The 21,689-nt window shown below is 36.7% G+C and carries 18 protein-coding genes; 11 read left to right on the top strand and 7 right to left on the bottom strand.

Features of this window, described 5'->3' with window-relative positions:
* Positions 1-175: 175 nt before the first annotated feature.
* Positions 176-1,393, bottom strand: coding sequence for a dicarboxylate/amino acid:cation symporter (locus D9782_RS21855; RefSeq protein WP_121605732.1), 1,218 nt, complete (start codon positions 1,391-1,393; stop codon positions 176-178).
* A gap of 176 nt (positions 1,394-1,569) precedes the next feature.
* Here D9782_RS21855 and D9782_RS21850 point away from each other — a divergent pair, with 176 nt between their 5' ends.
* Together D9782_RS21850 and D9782_RS21845 are read left to right on the top strand one after the other, a co-directional pair.
* Entirely contained in the window at positions 1,570-1,854 is a 285-nt protein-coding gene (locus D9782_RS21850; RefSeq protein ID WP_026682990.1) for a hypothetical protein, read from the top strand.
* Positions 1,855-2,290: 436 nt separating this feature from the next.
* Entirely contained in the window at positions 2,291-2,488 is a 198-nt protein-coding gene (locus D9782_RS21845) for a hypothetical protein (protein WP_121605731.1), read from the top strand.
* Positions 2,489-2,662: 174 nt separating this feature from the next.
* Here the strand turns inward: D9782_RS21845 and D9782_RS21840 are convergent, their stop codons facing one another.
* Both D9782_RS21840 and ytaF read right to left on the bottom strand, forming a co-directional pair.
* Positions 2,663-3,517, bottom strand: coding sequence for a CvfB family protein (locus tag D9782_RS21840; protein WP_026679594.1), 855 nt, complete (start codon positions 3,515-3,517; stop codon positions 2,663-2,665).
* A 1,064-nt stretch (positions 3,518-4,581) separates the two neighbouring features.
* Entirely contained in the window at positions 4,582-5,193 is a 612-nt protein-coding gene (gene ytaF, locus D9782_RS21835) for a sporulation membrane protein YtaF (protein ID WP_026680418.1), read from the bottom strand.
* A gap of 213 nt (positions 5,194-5,406) precedes the next feature.
* Between ytaF and D9782_RS21830 the strand changes: the two genes are divergently transcribed.
* Positions 5,407-7,581 (top strand): DNA topoisomerase III, encoded by a 2,175-nt coding sequence (locus D9782_RS21830; RefSeq protein WP_121605730.1) that lies wholly within the window; start codon positions 5,407-5,409, stop codon positions 7,579-7,581.
* 43 nt (positions 7,582-7,624) lie between these two features.
* On the opposite strand, the gene D9782_RS21825 is transcribed toward D9782_RS21830, so the two are convergent.
* The gene (locus tag D9782_RS21825) at positions 7,625-7,822 is read right to left on the bottom strand and encodes a DUF2188 domain-containing protein (RefSeq protein ID WP_121605729.1); all 198 of its coding nucleotides are present in this window, start codon (positions 7,820-7,822) and stop codon (positions 7,625-7,627) included.
* Positions 7,823-8,186: 364 nt separating this feature from the next.
* Between D9782_RS21825 and D9782_RS21820 the strand changes: the two genes are divergently transcribed.
* The 4 genes from D9782_RS21820 to D9782_RS21805 all read left to right on the top strand — a co-directional run bounded on the left by D9782_RS21820 (position 8,187) and on the right by D9782_RS21805 (position 12,573).
* Complete coding sequence (locus D9782_RS21820) at positions 8,187-9,386, top strand: M20 metallopeptidase family protein (protein WP_026680415.1); 1,200 nt, start codon at positions 8,187-8,189, stop codon at positions 9,384-9,386.
* Positions 9,383-10,672 carry an amidohydrolase gene (locus tag D9782_RS21815; protein ID WP_205601743.1) on the top strand — a complete coding sequence of 430 codons (1,290 nt, stop codon included), beginning with the start codon at positions 9,383-9,385 and terminating at the stop codon, positions 10,670-10,672. The genes D9782_RS21820 and D9782_RS21815 overlap by 4 nt, the downstream gene beginning before the upstream one ends.
* A gap of 35 nt (positions 10,673-10,707) precedes the next feature.
* Positions 10,708-12,222 (top strand): AbgT family transporter, encoded by a 1,515-nt coding sequence (locus D9782_RS21810; protein WP_121605728.1) that lies wholly within the window; start codon positions 10,708-10,710, stop codon positions 12,220-12,222.
* 111 nt (positions 12,223-12,333) lie between these two features.
* Positions 12,334-12,573: a ferredoxin family protein gene (locus tag D9782_RS21805; protein ID WP_026680412.1), complete on the top strand. Its 240-nt coding sequence runs from the start codon at positions 12,334-12,336 to the stop codon at positions 12,571-12,573.
* A 210-nt stretch (positions 12,574-12,783) separates the two neighbouring features.
* Here the strand turns inward: D9782_RS21805 and D9782_RS23845 are convergent, their stop codons facing one another.
* Both D9782_RS23845 and D9782_RS21800 read right to left on the bottom strand, forming a co-directional pair.
* A complete protein-coding gene (locus D9782_RS23845) occupies positions 12,784-12,915 on the bottom strand; it encodes a hypothetical protein (RefSeq protein ID WP_255637716.1) in 132 nt (43 codons plus the stop codon).
* A 139-nt stretch (positions 12,916-13,054) separates the two neighbouring features.
* Complete coding sequence (locus D9782_RS21800) at positions 13,055-15,103, bottom strand: thioredoxin domain-containing protein (RefSeq protein WP_121605727.1); 2,049 nt, start codon at positions 15,101-15,103, stop codon at positions 13,055-13,057.
* 61 nt (positions 15,104-15,164) lie between these two features.
* Here D9782_RS21800 and D9782_RS23245 point away from each other — a divergent pair, with 61 nt between their 5' ends.
* The 3 genes from D9782_RS23245 to D9782_RS21790 all read left to right on the top strand — a co-directional run bounded on the left by D9782_RS23245 (position 15,165) and on the right by D9782_RS21790 (position 16,833).
* Positions 15,165-15,320 (top strand): hypothetical protein, encoded by a 156-nt coding sequence (locus D9782_RS23245; RefSeq protein ID WP_162986487.1) that lies wholly within the window; start codon positions 15,165-15,167, stop codon positions 15,318-15,320.
* A 120-nt stretch (positions 15,321-15,440) separates the two neighbouring features.
* Positions 15,441-16,301 carry a manganese catalase gene (locus D9782_RS21795; protein ID WP_121605726.1) on the top strand — a complete coding sequence of 287 codons (861 nt, stop codon included), beginning with the start codon at positions 15,441-15,443 and terminating at the stop codon, positions 16,299-16,301.
* A gap of 334 nt (positions 16,302-16,635) precedes the next feature.
* Complete coding sequence (locus D9782_RS21790; RefSeq protein WP_121605725.1) at positions 16,636-16,833, top strand: hypothetical protein; 198 nt, start codon at positions 16,636-16,638, stop codon at positions 16,831-16,833.
* Positions 16,834-17,511: 678 nt separating this feature from the next.
* On the opposite strand, the gene D9782_RS21785 is transcribed toward D9782_RS21790, so the two are convergent.
* Positions 17,512-20,013, bottom strand: a complete 2,502-nt coding sequence (locus D9782_RS21785) for a PIG-L family deacetylase (RefSeq protein ID WP_121605724.1) — start codon at positions 20,011-20,013, stop codon at positions 17,512-17,514.
* A 498-nt stretch (positions 20,014-20,511) separates the two neighbouring features.
* Here D9782_RS21785 and D9782_RS21780 point away from each other — a divergent pair, with 498 nt between their 5' ends.
* Entirely contained in the window at positions 20,512-21,687 is a 1,176-nt protein-coding gene (locus tag D9782_RS21780) for an ROK family transcriptional regulator (protein ID WP_026680407.1), read from the top strand.
* Positions 21,688-21,689 lie beyond the last annotated feature (2 nt).

Here is a 21,689-nt window from a genome sequence, read left to right as displayed (position 1 = left end):
GAATAAAATCTTCTTCAAATGAAATACTATTTTCGTTTAGAGCTCCCCACAATCAGTGGGGGGGAAACAAACCCCCCCCACCTGATTGAAGTTTCGCTTTATATTATCGATCTGTGAACAAGGAGATGAATCGCTTACATGTCTCGTTTCTTAATTACGTTTGGTGTTTACTTCGTTATTTAGTATAGCTATGTTTTATTTCTCGCTGCGACTCGGATGCATCAACGACAACACTTGCTGATGCGTCTCCGATGACATTAACGGAAGTACGCATCATATCAAGAATTCTGTCTATACTTGCAATCAGTGCGATCCCTTCGAGGGGCAGACTAACAACTGTTAATGCCATTGTAAGCATGATTAATCCTGCACCGGGTACACCAGCAGTACCAATAGAGGCTAATGTTGCTACTAGTGCTAAGGTTAGTAATTGTGGAAAGGAAAGCTCAATTTGATAGTATTGGGAAATAAAAACAGTTGCTATTCCAAGATAGATAGCAGTACCATCCATATTTATTGTGGCGCCTAATGGCAATGTAAAACTACTTGTTTCCTTAGAAACATTTAAATTTTCTTGTGTGTTTTTCATTGTCACTGGTAGTGTTCCAGAGCTACTTGAAGTACTGAATGCAACAGCTGCAGCTGGGAAGATTCCTTTAAAGAAATGGAATGGATTCATTTTTGCCATTGATTTTACAGCGAGTGCGTAAACGATTCCTGCATGGATAATACATGCTGCCAGCACTGCTAAGATTAATTTTAGTAATGGTAGGAGGACGGATAAACCATATTCACCAATGATAGGTGTAAGTAATCCGAATATACCAAATGGAACTAGCAACATAATGCTATTCGTAATTTTATACATGATGTCGGCAAGTCCATTAAAAAATCGTTGAACCGGTAGCGCAGATTCTCCTACTAAAATAATGCCAATCCCTATACATATTGCAAAAAAGATAATTTGTAAAATATTTCCTGTTGCTAATGCTTCCATTGGATTAGTTGGCGCAATGTTTAAAATTGTTTGAATAACACCTTCTGATTCAGCTAGAGCTGAACTTGAACTTGGCTCAGGTGTATCAATTCCTGTATTTGTACCAGGTGTGAACAGGTATCCGAAAATGAGTCCAATGGAGATGGCGATAAAGCTTGTGGCTAAATAATATCCTAATGTTTTTCCTCCCAATCTGCTTAGCTTTCTGACGCTTCCAGCACTGGTGACTCCGACAATAATGGTAGCTAAAATTAATGGAACAATAATAAACTTAATCAGACGTAAAAATAGGTCGCCAAGTGGTTGAACAAAGCTAGCATTTTCTCCTAACATAGTTCCGACAATGATGGATAAAATAAAGGCAGCAAGAATATACCAAATAAAACGCTTCTTCATTTCAAAACCTCCTTTTTACTATTTATAAAACTATATTCATCATTTTATTTGACAATTCTAATTTATTTATCCATTGTCATGAAAACGCCACCGAAAAAAAGGGATGTATAATTGACTTTATGCGTGTTCAATTGTAGACTATATTAAGCAATATATTTATTGTATGAGGTGAAAATATGGTACAGTCAGTGCTTACAATTGGTGCAATACTAGCGGTAATTCTTGTTGCTATCAGTTTAGTCCTGTTAAAAGCAACATCGAAAAAAAGCTATACAGGTTATATTCCCGGATTTTTATTAGTTATTGTGGGTATCGTATTTCTTGTATTAGCTACTTTAGTCGAAAAAGTCGATATTATGGGTGCTGGGTTTGGAGGATGGGGCATTGCTGCTCTATTCGCGTCAGCTATTGGCTTAATTATTACAGCTTTAACTGACTCTTATGCAAATGCAAAAGCGTAAGAAAATAATGGAAGCAAAAAAAGAGCGGGTTGGTACCGCTCTTTTTTTATAATAAGTCATTGGCCGCAAGCTCACCGTGATTCCTTTATCTTCGTTGACTCGTTCCGCGCTCCAGTCGCTACGTTTCTAATCGGCTACTTGCGCTTTTGTTCAAAGATAAGAAAGTATAAAATCAGTGCAATGACTGCGTTAAGCCAGGTAGTTATTTTGAAATGTTTGATGTATATTGGCAATGCTCCGACTAATTACTTCGCTTTCCGCGGGCACGGCCTCAACTAACTTTGCAAAGAAGAACACGTTGCAAAGTGGATTTTCGGCTCGCGCAATTTCCGCAGGAGTCTACGTAATTAGTCTCCGCTATGAGAAGGTGCAACAATTCTTGTCATAAGTAATAGGTTGACTTTTTTTACAATGGGTAAAGTGAAAATCGCTATCCGTGCGTATAAAAGCAGCTGTGTTACTTCATGCTAGCGTTGTAGAGCCTGATAATAGCGAAGGCTTGCCACTTCAACTCCTGTGGGAAATGTTTGACCTGAAGATCCACTTTTTTGAGCGGGTTTTGCTAAAAAAGTTAGCTGAAGGACAAACCCCACGGAAAGGGAAGTGGGCAGCCGGAGTGGTGGTCAAGCAGTAGCTATTATTCCATAATAGCTACTAGAGGAAGCGTAAATCTGAGCATTTAGTGATAAGGACTGAGCGAATTTTGCTCAGGTTTTCTAATGAAAATGCTATCTACATTGATAAGCAAGTGGAAATGTAAACTAGGACCACTGTCAAGAGCATACGTTTAGATGGAACTACAAAAATACTAGCTTTTTAAGTACGTTTTTCCTTCTCTTTGCTCTACCTTGCCATTTTTCATTAATTTTCCTAAAGCTCGTTTGAAAGCAGCCTTACTAATATGAAAAGTTCCTCGTATATCATCTGGATCACTTTTATCACTGAAAGGTATAACTCCTCCATTAGCTTCTAGATGCTGTAAAATAGCTTCTGCATCTTCGTGCATACTTTCTTGCTTTAATGGGCGTAGAGATATGTTTAATGTACCATCTGGTTTAACTTCAATGACTCGGCCATTTACTTGCTGACCAAGACGAGGTTCTTTCCTTCTTTCACTGTGATGAATAAAACCACGATAAAAATCACCCGTGATTAGAGCAGATCCTTCTCTACTAGTACGATATACTGTTCCTTCAATCATTGTATTTAAGAGGGAATCAGGCGCTAATTCCAATTCTCTAGCAATAACCCCTTCGCTAGCAGGAAGAGCAAGCAATTTCCCTTTTTGATCCTTACCTAAGGTAACAAAAAGCCTATCTCCAATTTGTGGCCATACCTGATCAAATAAGGGAAGGTCATCTTTAGATACAAGAATATCTTTTGTTGTACCAATGTCTACAAATACGCCAAGATTTGGAATAACATTTTTGACCTCTGCCCAATCGTATATATCCATTTTTATATGTGGAAGCTTTGTTGTAGCTACAACCTTTCCTTTCTTGTCCATATAGATAAATACGTCCACTTCTTGATTGGGTTCTAATATGGTATTGGTTTCGTTGTGATGTAATAGAAATTCATTCATTTCAAAGGTTAATACATATCCTGTTTCAATGGTCCGATCTACTGTCATCGTTTGAATGGTACCAACTAATTGATTCATTATGTAACCTACTTTCATTTGTATGTATATTGGAAAAGGGGCACTCACTTTTAAGAGTACCCCTTTAATACTAAAGTAACACATAAGTTTTATTTTTATTTATCCCAAAATAATCTTCGGGTGGGAAATTCTTTGATATCAGATGTTGTTTAGCTTATACTTAAGCATTTCTAAGAAATATGCAACATAACATAATAATGTTATTCACTTTGGAAATCGTCTAAATAGATTTCCGTGTAGAATTTCACGTTAACCGCGGTAAAACTTCCACTGGATGTTCTCTAACTTAAGCAACGTAAGCCCTACCTGCTCTTACGTCCTTGCGACCCCTTAGTCGCGCCAGTGTGAATAAGCATCTTCAAAAACATTGTAGAATGCCAGATCACTTATCTGTTACTCCATTTTGTTAACTCTATCATAATCTCATAAAATTATTGGGTTGTCAAGTAAGATGGAGTTGTAATGTTTGATAAGGGAATGAATGTTTCTAAAGGTTGTATGAAGGGTATTTAGCTAACACGTATAAAACGAAAGGATGAGAAGATGCTACGTATGCTTTTAATGATTATTGGAGCGATTGTTGTTATTGGTTGGATAATCTCATTATTCTAAATAAAATATGTTAATAAGTTAACTCGAAATACTTCCTTTTAAAATATATTAGGAGAGTAATTTCGAGTTTTTATATGGAAAAGGAGATGGCTAAATGGATATGCAATACTGCCAGTAAATGTCCGATTGGTTTAAGGGCCTTTAGGTCATACCCTTGTGGTACTAACAATCCGTGGGGGAAAAAATCACCCCCCACGGATGGAAGTTTCACTTTATATGGCTTGATACGTTGGAAGCACTCTTCACATCATAAAGAACAGATTGTTCTCTAAGTTTTAGGGGTGATAGCTCTAAGCTATTTGTTGAGAATTTGAATAAGGAGAGTACCCAGTAAACTCATGCAAAAAAGTAAACTGCTAAGCTCCATTCTTTTCAGCTTAAGCAGTTTACTAGATATTAGTATATTCACATTTTATTTGATAGGGTACAGTTCAACTTGTGTTTTCCGTAACCTAATGTATTAAGCTAGTTATTCCAAGGGCAATTAATAAAAGTGGTGGAAGAAAAGTCATACGCTGTAATTGTCTGCTCTTCGCTAACCATATCCCTGCTTTTAATCCACAGAATAAAAATGTACCACTCATAATTGCAATTAAACCGGCTGTTAAAAATGCTCCATAACCTAACATAGAGGCACCAATTCCAGCACCAAATGCATCAAGTGCTAATGCAGAACCTAGCAGGATTGCCTCCATTGGAGAAATAACGCCAGAATGATCCAAATCAGCCTTACCAGGGGTAGATAGAACGGTCGATAAGATATTTTGATTTGTATCTGTCTCTTCCAGCTCTTTTCTAGGAACGATGCAATTAAATAATGCAAAGCTACCTAGTATAATTAGTATGCTTCCACCAAGCATACTAGCAATATTCGGGGAAAGAATGGAGGTCAACATATTTCCAATCGTCATGGATAGCAAAACGATAATTCCTGAACATAGCATGATAATAATTAACGCATTTAGTGGTACACGAATATTTCGCATGCCATAAGTTATCCCTACACCAAATCCATCTAAGCTAACTGCAATAACTAAAAAAATTAAACCAGTATAAAAAAGCATAGCACCAATTCCTTTATCTATTTCTAAGGTATTGTATGGTTATTTTATAATTGTTGTGCGTATCCAACTTTTTAAAGTGATGTAATAAAGGAGGCCCAAGAGTGTGACGATAAAAATGGGGAAGTCTAAAATTTTGATTAACTACTCCGATCTGAAACGCAGGTTGAAATATGATAAAATAATGGATAGGTCTTTTTAGAAAGGAATTTAAAGATGAGTAAAATAGTTGTATTAGCAGAAAAGCCTTCCGTAGGGCGAGATATTGCCCGCGTATTACATTGTCATAAAAAAGGCAATGGTTTTATAGAAGGTTCCAAATATATCGTAACGTGGGCTCTCGGCCACTTAGTTACATTAGCGGATCCAGAAGTGTATGATAATAAATACAAAACGTGGAAGCTTGAAGATTTGCCCATGTTACCTGTCCATCTAAAACTAGCTGTTATTAAGAAGACAGGAAAACAATTTCAAGCTGTAAAGGCACAGCTTCAGCGTAAAGATGTGAAGGGAATTGTCATTGCTACTGATGCTGGAAGAGAGGGAGAGCTTGTTGCCCGCTGGATATTGGAGAAAGCACGTGTTCAAAAACCACTAAAGCGTTTATGGATTTCTTCTGTAACGGATAAAGCAATCCGTGATGGATTCAATCGATTAAAATCAGGCAAAGAATTTGAGAATTTATATGCTTCAGCGGTCGCACGATCTGAAGCAGATTGGTATGTTGGATTAAATGCAACAAGAGCATTAACAACTAGATTTAATGCGCAATTATCAACGGGAAGAGTGCAAACCCCAACACTTGCAATGATTGCTGCACGAGAAGCTGAAATTAAATCATTTAAACCGAAGAAATTTTATGGCTTAGCTGCGAAAACGAAACGAGGCTTTTCGTTAACATGGCAAGACAAAAAGAATAATAAGCGTATCTTTTCAAAAGAAGCGGCTGAAGCTTTACAAAAAAAGGTGCAAAACAAGCCGTTAACAATTACACATATTGATAAGCAATATAAAAAGAAATCAGCTCCACAGCTTTATGATTTAACGGAACTACAGCGTGATGCAAATCGTATCTTTAATTTCTCAGGAAAACAGACTTTATCAATTATGCAGAAATTATATGAGCAGCATAAAGTCTTAACGTATCCAAGAACGGATTCTCGTGTACTTTCATCTGATATTATTTCGACTTTAAAGGACCGTGTTAAAGCTTGTGGTGTCGATCAATACGCTCGTACTGCGAATAAAATTCTTAGGAAAGATTTAAAGCTATCTAAGTCTGTCGTAGATAATGCAAAGGTATCCGACCACCATGCGATTATTCCAACTGAACAATCAGTAGTTCTTGAAGATTTAAATGATAAAGAACGGAAGATTTATGATTTGGTTGTAAAACGATTTTTAGCTGTTTTGTCTGACCCGTACGAATTTGAACAAACAACCGTGCTTGCTGAAACAGAAGGAGAACAGTTTACAGCAAACGGAAAAATTATCAAAAAACAAGGCTGGAAAGAAGTATACCATAACCGTTATGATGACGGAGAATCGGCGGATGATCAACAGTTACCTGCTTTAGAAAATGGCCAGACACTTACGGTTAGTACCTATACCATTACGGCAGGGGAAACGAAGCCACCAGAGCGTTTTACAGAGGGGTCCCTACTACAAGCAATGGAAAACCCAGTACGTTATTTAGGTACAACGAATAAAAAACATGCAAGCACTTTAAATAAAACAGGTGGCATTGGCACGGTAGCTACCAGAGCTGATATTATTGAAAAATTATTTAATAATATGTATATGGAAATGAAAGGGAAATATATATTTATCACTTCAACTGGTAAACAATTACTCGATTTAGTACCAGAGGAATTGCGTTCACCGGCATTAACGGCTGAATGGGAAGATAAACTAACACAAATTGCTGAGGGTAAATTGAATAAAAAGCAATTCATATCTGAGATTAAAGGATACACGAAACAGGTAGTTCAGGAAATTAAAACAAGTAAAGAAACATTCAAGCATGATAATATGACAGGAACAAAATGTCCAGAATGTGGAAAATTAATGCTGGAAATAACAAATAAAAAAGGTAGAATGCTTGTTTGCCAGGATCGTTCCTGTGGCCATAAAAAAAATATAGCAAAACAAACCAATGCACGTTGTCCAAATTGTCATAAGCGTCTCGAATTACGAGGTGAAGGTGACGGACAAATATTTATCTGTAAGTGTGGTCATCGTGAAAAACTGGCTACATTTAATGCACGAAAACAAAAAGAGAAGAAACATAACGTTTCCCGTAAAGAAGTTAATAAATATCTGAAAAAGCAAGAGGATGGTTTTAGTAATAATGCGCTTGCTGAACAACTTGCAAAGTTAAAAAATAAATAATCACCAAAAAGCGTGCCAGAATAGATCTGACACGTTTTTTGGTTTAATAACTTGTTTCTTCAACAACGTTATGGAATCTATCTAAGATCGTTACTTTACTTGGACTATTCTCCTGTGCCATTTCTACCGCCACTGCAATTGCTTCATCTTTTGCATCATATAACTCCTCAGGTGCTACATTTTCTAACTTCACAAACCATCCTGTTGCATCGACATTTGGTATTACGGTATATGATTTCATCTGTAAAAACTCCTTTCCTTTACTTAAAAAAATTTTATTACACATATAACAGGCAGTAATACCCCCATTTCAAGCAATAAAATAGGTGGGCTATCGACTACCAGTAAATGTCTATGGGTTCAAAGCCCTTTAGGTCATACCCTAGTGGTACGAACAATCACTATGGGATAAATAAAACCTCCAACTGATCGAAGTTTCACTTTATTTATAATTATGTAATTCCCAGTTATTTTATAATTAAAACGAAATTGGCAATGAATACATATTTATAAATTTTCATAATATAATATACATTGTCGAATTTTTTTTGTATACTTCTGATATGCCGAATTTTATCGAAAAATGAAACAGAGGGGGCATGGGAATGACAAATGTTCTAAAAGAACAAATAAGAGAAATCCAAGATGATGTTATTAGAATACGACGTTATTTACACCAGAATCCTGAATTGAGTAATCATGAAGCGGCAACCTCCCGTTTTATTCAAGAGAAACTAACTGAATACGGCATAGCTTTTCAAACGGGTTATGCTAAACATGGCGTATTAGGAATTATTAAAGGAACACAACCTGGTAAAGTAGTAGCGCTACGTGCAGATATGGATGCTTTACCAATACAGGAGCTAAATGATCATCCTTTCACATCCAATTATGCAAATGTTATGCATGCGTGTGGTCATGACGCACATACGGCAATGCTGTTGGGAGCAGGTCATGTTCTTCAACAAATGCGTGAACAGTTAAAAGGAACAATTCTATTAGTTTTTCAACCTGCTGAAGAGGATTCACCTATTGGAGGATCTAAAGTAATGCTTGATGATGGAGTATTTGCTGAGTATACTCCAGATGTTATTTATGGACAGCATGTATGGCCAGACTTACCAGTCGGACAATTTGGTATTCGTGATAAAGAAATGATGGGTGCCTCGGATCGATTTGAAATTACACTAAGTGGTAAAGGTGGGCATGCGAGTATGCCACATCAAACAAATGATGTCATGGTAGCGGCTGGACATCTTATTACTAGCTTGCAAACAATTGTAAGCAGAAGCTTAGACCCATTAGAAGCATCTGTCGTGACAATTGGAACAATTCATGGTGGTGAAGCAGCAAACATTATTCCAAACCAAGTGACATTAGAAGGGTCGATTCGCACCTATTCACCAATAATTCGTAAACGATTAAAGGAACGTTTTTTTACCATTACGAATCAAGTAGCACAAGTTTTTGAGGCAAAAGCTGCTATCACTTATTTAGATGGATACCCGGCAACCATTAATACGCCAAAATGGGCTAATGTTGCCAGGCTAGCTGCACAGAAAATAAATGGAGAAACACCAAATGTAAGCCCTTCCTTAGCAGGCGAAGACTTCAGTAGATTTTTAGAGAATTATCCGGGGGCATTTATTTGGCTTGGTACCCAGATTGATATTCCTGAGGAACAGGCTCCACTACATGATGCGCATTTTAAGTTAAATGAACGAGCATTGCCAATCGGTACGTCACTTTTAGTGCAAGTTGCTATAGATACATTAGAAAAATTAGCAAAGGAAGAGAATGAATGATTGATTTCTTAAATAAATTAAACCCACAACTTATTGCTTGGCGCCGTGATTTTCACAACTACCCAGAATTGGGTTTTATGGAATATGTGACAACCTATAAATTAGGAAAGGAACTAAACAGGCTTGGCTTTATGGTTCATTTAGGTGAAGATGTGATGAAAAAGGAAGTGCGTTTGGGTCTACCTCCTAAAGAGCAAATGGATATGTATGAGGAAAGAGCAACAGACAATGGCGTTGATGAATACTGGCTTTCTACTATGCAAGGTGGGATGACGGGGATCATTGCTACTTGGGATACGGGTAAATCAGGTGATCATATGGCTTTTCGCTTTGATATTGATGCTCTTCCAATTGAAGAAACGAATGAAAAAAAGCATTTTCCGGCTCAACATAACTTCGCATCAGCAAATAAGCAAGTGATGCATGCATGTGGTCATGATGGCCATATGACAATCGGGCTTGGGTTAGCCTCATTTATTTCTAGCTATCATGCACAACTTAGCGGTAAATTCACATTGATCTTTCAACCTGCTGAGGAAGGTGGCCGCGGTGCGAAAGCAATTACAGAAAATGGTTGGTTGGACGATGTAGATTATTTCTATTCGGGACATATCGGAATAGAGTCCTTGCCAATCGGTACCATCGCAGCTACAGTGGATGGTTTTCTTGCTTCGTCAAAATTGAACATTAACTTTAAAGGGACAGCCTCTCACGCAGGAATGAAGCCAGAGCTTGGCAAAAACGCACTTTTAGCGGCAACAACTGCTGTAGCAAACCTGTACGCTATTCCTCGGCATAGCAATGGAATTACGAGAATTAATGTAGGGAAGATGGTTGCTGGTAGTGGTAGGAATATTATTCCTGACAGTGCTTATTTAGAAGTAGAGACACGGGGAGAGACAGAGGACATTAATCAATATGTACGCTCCGAGGCCATGCGAATCGTTGAGGCAGCAGCAATAATGCAGAATGTTACTTATGAAATAGAAGCGGTCGGTCAAACAGAAGAAATCAATTGTAGTAAGTCACTTGCTTCTGCCATTATTAATGCTTGTAACAATAGTAGCTACGTAAAGAAAGTAATTCCTGTAGCGAAGGTGGCTGGATCTGAAGATGCGAGTTTTATGATTAATCGAGTTCAGGCAAGTGGTGGTAAAGCAACATATATGTTATTTGGAACAGCTTTAGACCATCCTCATCATCATCAAGCCTTTGATTTCCAAGAAGAAGTGTTAATAGTTGCCGTAGAAGCTTTGGCAAATATTGTTTTAAAAGGCAACGACTAAATACGTGTAAACGTACAAGAGAAAGGACGAAGTGTATGGCAGTAAAGGAAAAAAATTCAATAGCTACTCAATTATTAAATGGAATTGAACGGGTTGGCAATAAATTACCTGATCCCTTTATGCTTTTTATTAGTTTAGCTGGAATTATAATTTTATTATCCTGGATCATTTCATTATTTGACATTACCTATACACAGCCAGTTGATGGACAAGAGGTTGCTATTAAAAGCTTAATTTCTAAAGAAGGTCTTGAATTTATTCTAACCTCTATGCTAGATAATTTTGTGGGATTTGCTCCTTTAGGGCTCGTGTTAGCAATGATGCTAGGGATTGGTTTAGCAGATAAAGTTGGACTATTGGAAATTGGCATAAAAAGTACTATTTTGAAGGCACCAACTTCATTAGTAACATATGCAGTGATTTTTACAGGGATTTTAGGGAATATTGCTTCAGATGCAGCTTTTGTTATTGTACCGCCATTAGCTGCGATGGTGTTTTATAATATTGGTCGCCATCCTTTAGCTGGATTAGCGGCAGGTTTTGCAGGTGTTGGTTCTGGTTTTACAGCAAATTTTATGATTAATGGTACAGATGTATTGCTCTCTGGTATTTCAACAGAAGTAATGAAGACACTCGATGAAAATGTGATTGTAACGCCAGTAGATAATTGGTATTTTATGATTGTATCCGTAGTGGTTCTTTCTATAGTAGGTGCTCTCGTTACAGAGAAAATTGTAGAGCCACGTCTAGGTAAGTATGAGGGAAATGTAAAGAAAGAATTTGAAGCGGTGAAACCGATTGAGATAAAAGCACTAAAAAATGCGGTAATCGCAAGTAGTGTATATATTGCTCTAATATTAATTGTATTATTTATACCAAATTCTCCTCTACGTAGTGCGGAGGGGAAAATTGTACCTTCGCCATTTCTAGATGGAATTGTTCCACTAATTTTAATATTATTTATTATTGCTGGTATTACATACGGGGTTACTATTAAAAAGATTACTAGTTCTCGTGATGTAGGTAAATATATGGGAGAAGCTATGAAAGATATGTCTGGCTTCATTGTCCTTATTTTTGCTGCTTCTCAATTTATTGCATATTTTGATTGGTCCAATATCGGTTCATGGATCGCAGTAAGCGGAGCAAATTTCCTGGAATCTATTGGATTTACAGGTATAGCAGTTGTAATTGGATTTGTGCTATTAACAGCTGTGCTAAATCTATTCATTTTTAGTGGATCAGCACAATGGACATTGGAAGCACCAATCTTTTTAAAAATGTTTTATTATTTAGATTATCATCCCGCCTTTATCCAAGTTGCATATCGTATTGCTGATTCCTCTACAAATGTCATTACGCCAATGAATCCCTATATAATTATTGTTTTATCATTCATGCGGGATTATGATAAAAAGGCTGGAATTGGTACACTAATTGCATTAATGTTACCATACAGTATCTGCTTCTTACTTACATGGATCATTTTATTATTACTTTTTGTATTCCTCGGCATCCCATTTGGTCCAGGGATAGGTGTTTACTTGTAAATATAGTTGCTGATAAAAAATTTTCCAAGCTGTTTACTTGCAATGCGTATCACCTGTATCATTAAATAAGAAGTGGAAGCTTGTTTAAGGATATAAGGGAGGTTATAATAGATGGCATTTGTAATTCTAGATCCATGCCGAGGCGAAAAGTCAGGTGAATGTGTTAGCGTTTGCCCAGTTGATTGCATCGAAGAAGGTCCAGATCAATTTTATATTGATCCAGATATATGTATCGATTGTGGTGCATGTAAAGCTGTATGTCCAGTTGATGCAATAGAAGAGGAATATGACATATCGCCAGAACAAGAAGTCTTTCTGGAAAAAGCAGAAGAATTTTTTGCTAATAGATAGATTCGTACTTAAGAACGTGGTTGCTGTCTCTCAAGGGTATTTAGATACAAGTGTAAAGCGCTGTGGTTAAAACGGCAAAAGCCGAACGGAATGGAATTGCTCTCAGAAGTTAGATTTTTTTCACTCTAACTTCCGAGGGAGTACCATTTGAATCCGTTCGGCTTTAATTAAAATATCCTATTGCCAGTTATATGCGGGATAAAAGCTGGACTAATCTTCGATTTTCACCGCTAATTTACTTGCGATCCAGCGTTTTGCTGTCTCATCATCAACTTCATATATTTTTCCTGCACGTAATAAGTCACCATGGTATGCTGTTTGTACATTCATTTTTACTTTCATGTTTAAATTACTCCTTTTTCACATCCTATACTCAGTATACCATGAACAAATCATTTAAATTAACGCAATTGACTTATGAAATGTTTCATCACGAAGCCTATCCTCATATATGTCGATAGACTTTGCTAGAGATACACATTTACCTATTCCTAATTTTCTTTATTGCCTCGGCAATATTTGTTGTTGGACGTTGGCAGGAAAAGTTTTCACAAATATAAATCGTAGTTTCTTGGTTGATCTGGTTGTAGACGCTCGCAAAGTCGGCAATATTATTTGCCTGTTCACTCGTTTCCAGAGAGAGAACCGATACATCAGGTAAGAACATTTGCTGAAGCTGTTCGATGAAAGCTTGTTTTTTTGGATCGTCAGCTAACCCAATAATGACGACTTCTTTTGTTGGATGATCAAATAGCTGAACGGACTGTAGAAAGAATGGACTAGCAGAAGGTTGTGCATCGATATCCTTATAAAATGTATAGTGCATTTCTTCAGCATGATCAAGGAAATTTGTTTCCCCCGTTAAATATCCAATACGAATAAGCATAACAGCTGCAACACTATTACCAGAAGGTATCGCACCATCATATACTTCTTTATCTTTAGTGATTAATTTTTCGCTATCTTTACCAGTAAAGTACAAACCGCCGTTGTCATTATCCCAAAACAGTTCCAGCATTTGTTCTGCCAGTTGTTTGCTTTTATGCAAAAATGTAAGATCGAACGTGGCTTCATATAACTCTACATAGCCCCATAGTAAAAAGGCATAGTCATCAATATAACCTGGATACTTTGTTTCCCCAGCTCGATAACGTGCCATGAGCCGTTCATTGTGAAATAGATGATTCTCAATAAAACGTACTGCTCTTATTGCAGCGTTAATGTATTTTTGATTTTGAAAAATTTTACCAGCTTTGGCAAGACCGGCAATCATTAATCCATTCCAGCTAGTCAAAACTTTATCATCGACGTGAGGATAGGTTCGCTTTTGTCTTTCTGCAAAAAGCTTTTGTCTTGCTTCTTCTAATTTTTCCTCTAGCACTTTTTTAGGGAGATCCAGTTCGTTGGCTACTTGGTCAAAATGACCTTGAATAAGATTGGGAATATTTTTTCCTGCAAAATTACCATTTGGCGAAATGTCATAGATTCTTGTATAAATCTCCCCAAGGTCTTCATCTAAAATATTCATCACTTCTTGATAGCTCCATACATAATATTTCCCTTCAATCCCTTCTGAATCTGCATCAATAGCAGAATAAAATGCGCCTTTCTCATCCGTCATTTCTCTGAGAATAAAGGTAATGATTTCTTCACCAATTTTTTTATAAAAGGGACGTTGTGTAATTTGATAGCATTCCGCATATGCAATTAACAAAAGTGCATTATCATAGAGCATTTTTTCAAAATGAGGTACAAGCCATGCCTTATCTGTTGCATATCTCGAAAATCCAAAGCCAATGTGGTCATAAATTCCACCAGCAGCCATGCTTTGTAAGGAGCTTTCAGCAATCTTTAAAGCTGCCGTGTTTTTCGTTAAGTAAGCATGTCTCATTAAGAATATTAGGTTGTGTGGCATAGGAAATTTAGGTGCTTTACCAAATCCACCATACTCGAAGTCAAAGCTCTTACCTAATTGATGGTAAGCCTGATTAAGCTGCTCCTTAGAAATTCGATTATTTCCTTTAGAAGGATGACTCTTTTGGAGGGCTTGTTGTACACTTTTGGTAACTTCGATTATATGCTTTGGATCTTCTGTGAACTTTCGAGAAAGCTGTTGTAAGACATTGACAAATCCTGGAACTTCATATTTCTTGTGCTTTGGAAAATACGTACCAGCATAAAAAGGAATTTTGTCAGGAGTCATAAAAATGGATAATGGCCATCCCCCATGTCCAGTCATCATTTGGCAAACCTTCATATAAATGGAATCAATATCTGGTCGTTCCTCTCTGTCTACCTTTATAGCGATATAACGATCATTAAGTATTGATGCCACTTCCGCATCCTCAAAGGATTCGTGTGCCATAACATGACACCAGTGACAAGTACTATAACCAATGGAAAGAAATATTGGTTTATTTTGCTCTTTGGCTGCTGTAAAGGCTTCTTCAGTCCATGCATACCAATGAACTGGGTTGTCAGCATGCTGTAATAAATATGGAGATTTTTCATCAATTAATCGATTGGGCATTAAAACACATCCTTCCTATTCACACTATACACGAAAAATCATTTTTCCAAACAAGAATAGCATGGTGAAAGGAAATTTTTTTCCTGCATATAACTGGGCACTTCAAGCAAAAGTGAAATTAATATGGATAAGTGGGGATCAACTGCCAGTAAATGTCCGATTGGTTCAAAGGTCTTTAAGTCATACCCTTGTGGTACTAACCATCAGTGAGGAATAAACAGAACCCCCACGGATTGGATTGAAGTTTCACTTTATTTATGACATGGGACAACATGATGTATACATATGCTTGTTAACAGAGGCTTAAATAGTTATAAAAAGAAAAGAGGTGTTTTTCTTGTTTTATCATGTGAAAGAATTACAATATCATGCTAAACCTGATCGTCCAGATCCTGTTTTTGCGAAAAAATTACAAGAAATATTAGGAGGACAATTTGGCGAGATTTCTGTCATGATGCAATATCTTTTTCAAGGATGGAATACAAGAGGTAATGGAAAGTATAAAGATTTATTGATGGATACAGGGACTGAAGAAATTGCCCATGTTGAAATGATTGCAACGATGATTGCAAGGTTGTTAGATGGTGCACCTGATGTAGAGGTGGAAGATGCTATAAAGGACCCAGTCATCGCAGCGATCATTGGGGGGTCCAACCCTCAGCAAGCAATAGTTTCGGGATTAGGCGCTATGCCAGTGGATAGTGTTGGAAATCGTTGGACGGCTAGCTACATTGCTGCAAGTGGGAATTTGCTCGCAGATTTTAGAGCAAATTTAAATGCAGAATCACAAGGTCGTCTTCAAGTAGCACGTCTCTATGAAATGACGAATGATGCCGGTGTTCGTGACATGCTTTCTTGGCTACTGGCTCGTGATACGATGCATCAGAATCAATGGTATGCAGCCATATGTGAATTAGAAGAAAAAGAAAACATCGTCGTACCGAGTACATTCCCAAGAGAATTAGAAAAGCAACAGGTCTCTTATACGTTGTTCAATCTGTCACAAGGTGATGCAAGTGCGGAGGGGCGTTGGGCATCTGGTCCAAGTATGGATGGTTATGGCACATTTAATTATGTTGATCGTCCAATTGCCTTTGGTTCTGTCCCACATTTAGATCCTGCTCCACCGTATATATATGACACTCCACTTTGGGCGCTTCGCCATTCAGATGATCCTCCAGAACCAAATTTGAAATAAATTATATCCCTTGCAACGTATGAGGGATTAGCTAGGCTAATATTTTATTTTAAGTTAAGAAAGTATAAAATCAGTGCAATGACTGCGTTAAGCCAAGTAGTTATTTTGAAATGTTTGATGGATATTGGCAATGCTCCGACGAATTACTTCGCTTTCCGCGGGCGCGGCCTCAACTAACTTTGCAAAGAAGAACACGTTGCAAAGTGGATTTTCGGCTCGCGCTAATCCCGCAGGAGTCTACGTAATTAGTCTCCGCTATGAGAAGGTGCAACAATTCTTGTCATAAGTAATAGGTTGACTTTTTTTCCAATGGGTAAAGTGAAAATCGTTATCCGTGATTATAAAAGCAGCTGTGTTACTTCATGCTAGCGTTGTAGAGCCTGATAATAACGAAGGCCAGCCACTTCAACTCCTGTGGGAAATGTTTGACCTGAAGATCCACTTTTTTGAGCGGGTTTTGCTAAAAAAGTTAGCTGAAGGGCAAACCCCACGGAAAGGGAAGTGGGCAGCCGGAGTGGTGGTCAAGCAGTAGCTATTATTCCATAATAGCTACTAGAGGGAGCGTAAATCTGAGCATTTAGTGATAAGGACTGAGCGAATTTCGCTCCGTTTTTCTTTTCTAGCAAACCTTTTAGTAGTTAAAGACATTATCAGGGTATTTTCTTGATCAATATGGTCTATTCAACATATAATTGGCAGTACAATAAGACCCTCACTTCAAGTAATAAAGTGAGATCAATATTGGTAAGTGGTGGGATAAACAAAATTCCCAACTGATTGAAGTCGCTTTATAAGGCTAACGTAGGAATAGGATACAAAAAAAGATTGCTACGGTATCCAATTAATCGCCAAATCTGATCAGCGCCATGTCTCATTATGTCACGAAAGACTTTGATGAGTGAACAATGATTAAGTAAGATAATAGCAGAGTCTATCATTTCTATATTTAAAATAGAATAATCTTTTTATTAATATTGGAATATCATCGCCCAGTAAAGAAAAACACGTAGCTTTATTCAAGATTTCTTTTACCTCTCACTATAACTCTAAATGGAAAATAGTGAGCAAAATCATCTGTCGATGACTGATATGCTCCCCTTAAGGTAGACAGGTAAAAAATAAAATCCATTTTTATTATTTCCACTGTCTACTTGACAGGGAGCAGTTCAGACTTTACCAACTAATCTTCTTATGTTTATAACAGCTAATATTATTCATTCACACCGTAGCTAATTAAATTCGTAAATATTCTATAACCGCCTGGGACTTGGTTATCTATTTGTCGATAAAATACAAGATTTGTATACAAATAAGTCCCTTTGCCATATTCCGCCATTAAAATGCCGCTCGTAAATGGATCTTCATTTGGATCAGACATGCTAACAAAGGTTTCAAAGTTGCTGTCCCAGCTCATCGGGAAGTATAATCCTCTTTCCTGCACCCAGTTTTGCCAATCATTTTCTGTAATTGTATTAGGGTAATTAAATAACTTGTGCTCAGGCTTCAATATGTTCACAACAGCATTTTCATCCGTTACACGCCATTCGATAGATGGACTTCCGATTTTTAATTGGTAAGGTGCGCTATTTTGAGTGTCCCAGTTATCGCCCGGTTTGTGATATTGGACAACGAGGTGACCGCCATCTTCAACATATTGAAGCAAACGTTGATTATTGGTCACTAAGTCTGTTCGAGATAAATTCGCTCTTATACCTGTAATAATGGTATCAAATTGTGAAAGATCTCCGGATGATAGATCTTCTTCTTTTAACGTTGTAACATCAAATCCAGTCTCTATTAAATAATCGGCTACTTTATCAAAACCACTTTCAATATAGCCGATTTTTAAGTTGTCTGGTTTTAATAATTTAAAAGCTTCCGCGTTAATCATTGAAGGATATTGGTAATAGGAATCTTTTATATGATCATATTGAATTTCTTGTACCGCTGTTTGATAGGTTTTTCCACTTGAATTAACTTTTGCCTCAATAGATAGACTGCCTTCTTCTATTTTAGAAGGGGGAATTAGATTGAATGTCACCTCTTTTTCATCATATCGTTCTTCGAATGAAATGTTGCTCTGCTTTGGTTCACTATTCCATCCCTTAGGAAGATTTAATGAGACGCTACCTTTTCTTTTTCCAGAGCTATAATTTTTAACAGTGATCGTAACAGGTATTTTGTCTTGAACGTCAGCTGTATTTACCACTATATTTGTTGGATTCGTAGTGACACTAAGTTCTGGTAAAATGGCCAACGTTTCTGGAAGCTCTTCGATAGCTGTAGCTTTCGTACCTTTTCCATTCATTGAAACCTTTGTTTTGATAATAGGTTCCTCATAAGGTTGAAAATACCCTGCGTTTTTTGGTACTTCATAGTCAAAAATAATAGTTTTTGATTCATTTGGTTTTAATGACTTTATCTGCTTTGAATTTACGTTTACCCAATCTTTAGGTAGAAGTAGATCAGCATTTATTTTTTTGAGTGTTTTCTTTCCTTTGTTTGTAAGTTCCATTGTAATAGATGATTGCTCACCCTGTGTAACGATAGATGATGCTGCACGGGTTTTAATTTGTAAGTTTGAAGCTGTAAAAATAACTTTTTGTAACTGTTCCTTTTTAAGTTCGAGTTTATGAAGCAGATCACGCTTCATTGATGTATCAAATTCTGTACGTTTTGTTTTATTTATGATTCGTTCAACAGTTTTCAGTAATTGCTGTGACTTTACGAAAATGGATTCTCTGTTTGGATATTCTTGAATAATCGAATCTAAGTCGTTTTGTAATTTTTTTAAATGATTGCTTATATTCTTTTTAGATATTCGTTTTGCCCAATCATTAAAGTCATATGCTATCCCATCAAATAGTTCGGTATTGTTATCTTCTACAGATTTGATTAACTCTAAATGTATTTGCCGTGGTTCCGCTGGAATATCGTTTCCCATACCTTGGCTCTTGTGCATATATCGAGACGCTTCTCCTAATTGTGGATACGTCATTTCATATATAGGATCATAATCACCAATTTCAATGGAAGTAGATGCTGTATCTTTTGACGCAGCAGGTAGATACATTTTTTTAATCTGCCAAGTAGATAAACCATTTTCTAGTTGTTCTGGGTAAACATTAGGGTTTGCTGCATCTTCAAATGCTCTTTCAGTTAGAAGACTTATTGCTCGATGGTGTCCATGTTGACTATCAACATTTCGAAAAGAAGGCATAACAATATCTGGCTGTTGGGTTCGAATAAATCGAATGAGTCTTTCATAGGTTACATTCTCTCCCCATTTGTCTAGCGTTTCTTCTGGTGATTTAGAAAATCCAAAATCATAAATAGTGTCAGAAGTCGTCCTGCTTAAATGAAAAGCTTTTACACCAGTAATTTTTGCAGCTTCGATCATTTCATTAGAGCGAATGATTCCAAGCGCATTACCAAGTTCATCACCTATTTCGTTTTGTCCGCCTTCTCCACGGTTAGCAATTAAACTTGTGGTTTTAACACCTAACCCCCTAGATAAATAGGCGAGAAAATCACTTCGTTCATCGTCGGGGTGAGCACCTGTATTTAAAAAAGTAACGGTCGTGCTCAAAGGATGAACAACATTCCAAAGTTCTTTATCGTGCTGTTTGTCGGTTTCTTTTGCACTCCCATTGATAGATGTTAGGCTGAATACTAATAGCAAAACAAGTAAATTAGCAATAATTCTTCTCATGTATGAAACCCCTTTCAAAAAATGGATTAAAACACACTTCCCTCCTTTAAAATAATGTAGGTTAGTAAAATTTACTAACTAACCTGATGTAAACTACAACAACAAGATAACATAATTTGAACTAATGTAAATATTACAAAATATCTATTTATTTAAAATTAGTAGGTAAATAGTTGCAAAATTTTATTTTTCCCACATATAACTGGCAGTAAGACCTCAACTCAAGCAATAAAGTAAAAACTAATGTTGGAAAGTGTAGGATCAACTGCCAGTAAATGTCCGATTGGTTCAAAGGCCTTTAGGTCATACCCTTGTGGTACTAACAATCAGTGTAGGTTTAATATCCCCAACTGATTGAAGTTTCACTTTATATGAATTTTTTAATTATTTTATCTTTACAATGATAAGGCTTTCATTTATAATAATTAAAGTTGTTAGATTAGTAAGTAAACTTTACTAACTAAAATGCAAGGAATATCAGTATAAGGAGCTTATATAATGCACAAAGGTAATCCATCCTATATGAAGCAGATGAATCGAAGGCTAATAATCAATTACATTAAAGAAAATGAAACGGTAAGCCGTGCAACAATTTCAAAGCAACTCTCGTTAAGTAAACCGACAGTTTCTGCTGTAGTGGATCAGCTTTTAAAAGAGGGCTGGATTTTGGAAACTGGTAGTGGAGAAGCTTCTTCGAGTGGAGGAAGAAAACCAGTTAATTTAAAGTTTAATCCTCATAAAGCTTATATTATCGGAGTTGATATTGGTGGTACAAAGGTAGCGATAGGCATTACAGATTTAAATGGATCTATGATTTCCTTTAGCGAGTTTCCTACCCAAGTTTATTTAGAAAAAAATTTATTTGAGCAGATAAAAAAGCATGTGGAGGAACAAAAAGAGAAATTAAATATTGATAACTCAAAGATACTTGGTATGGGTGTAGGTATACCAGGAGTAGTACATGTAGAAAAAGGAATAGTAAAGGAAGCTCCTGCTTTAAGGTGGATTAATTTCCCTATAAAAAAGGAGTTAAACAGCAAATTTAATTTCCCCATTTATATTGATAATGACGTTAATATTAGTGTGTTAGGGGAACATTGGAAGGGTATTGGAAGTACTCGTTCAAATCTGATCTACATAGCAATCGGTACAGGGATCGGTAGTGGATTAATTATAAATAATCAATTATATCGAGGTAGTAATTATAGTGCTGGAGAGATTGGTTATATGGTTACTGATAAGGAACATGCGCAGCAATATTATCCAGTTTATGAAGGTTATGGATATTTAGAAAGCGTTTCCAGTGGTTCTTCTATAGGGAGTCAATTATCGAAAAAATTAAAGAAGACATTAACAGCAAAAGAAGCTTTTAAACTGTATGAAAAAAATAATAAACAAGCAGTAGAAATAATTGAAACTGCAATAGAAAATCTTGGGATTGGTATAGCGAATTATATCTCTTTATTTGATCCAGAAATGATTGTTTTAGGAGGTGGTGTAAGTGAATCGTATTCATTAATAATTAATAAGATGCAGCCTATTATTGATCGGTTCACACCTGAAAAATGTGATGTTGTAAAATCAATTCTTGGAAAAGAAGCAGGGGTTGTTGGGGCAGTTGCATTGTTTTTAAAGGAGCATGACAGCATGTTAACAATTAAGGGAGAGGGGTAATT

The sequence above is a fragment of the Virgibacillus sp. Bac332 genome (genome assembly GCF_003667785.1).
GTDB classification, from domain to species: Bacteria; Bacillota; Bacilli; order Bacillales; family Amphibacillaceae; genus Virgibacillus; species Virgibacillus salarius.
The sequence above is the reverse complement of the archived record's forward strand: the minus strand, read 5'-3'. Positions and strand labels throughout refer to the sequence as shown.